The organism is Mycobacterium sp. E2733 (assembly GCF_001667585.1).
In the GTDB taxonomy this organism is placed as follows: domain Bacteria; phylum Actinomycetota; class Actinomycetes; order Mycobacteriales; family Mycobacteriaceae; genus Mycobacterium.
In genome coordinates, this window is sequence record NZ_LZJZ01000063.1 from 1 (window position 1) to 729 (window position 729).

The 729-nt window shown below is 69.7% G+C and carries 1 protein-coding gene; it reads left to right on the forward strand.

The window, feature by feature from the left end:
• The coding region (locus tag A5678_RS12125) for an HNH endonuclease signature motif containing protein (protein WP_156746876.1) at window positions 1-729 on the forward strand (729 nt) is incomplete at both ends.

Sequence of the window (729 nt, forward strand, 5' to 3'; positions counted from 1 at the left end):
CTTGGGGAGCCAAGACTGCGACGGCATGTCCAAGCTGAGTGGGTGGCTCACCCCCGAAGCCCGCGCCACCTGGGAAGCGGTGTTGGCCAAGCTGGCCGCGCCCGGGATGTGCAACCCCGACGACGAGGCGCCGGTGGTCGATGACACCCCGAGCGAGCAGGCGGTGCAGCGCGACACCCGCAGCCCCGCGCAGCGCAACCACGACGGGCTCAACGCCGCACTGCGCGCAATGCTGGCCAGCGGCGAACTGGGTCAGCACAACGGGATGCCGGCGACCATCGTCGTGACCACCACGCTCAACGACCTCGAAGCCGCCGCCGGCACGGGCCTGACCGGCGGGGGCAGCGTGCTGCCGATGTCCGACGTGATCCGCCTAGCTCGCCACGCCCACCACTATCTGGCCGTCTTCGACAAGGGCACCGCGGTGGCGCTGTATCACAGCAAGCGGCTGGCCTCACCCGGCCAGCGAATCGTGTTGTACGCCAAGGACCGCGGCTGCTCGGCCCCGGGCTGCGACGTGGCCGGCTACTACTGCGAAGTCCACCACGTCGAAGATTGGGCCAGCACCCACCGCACCGACATCGATCAACTCACCCTGGCCTGCGGACCCCACCACCGCCTCCTCGACAACGGCTGGACCACCCGACGACGCGCCAACGGCGACATCGAATGGATCCCACCGCCCCACCAGGACCGCGGACAACCCCGCACCAACACCTTCCACCACCC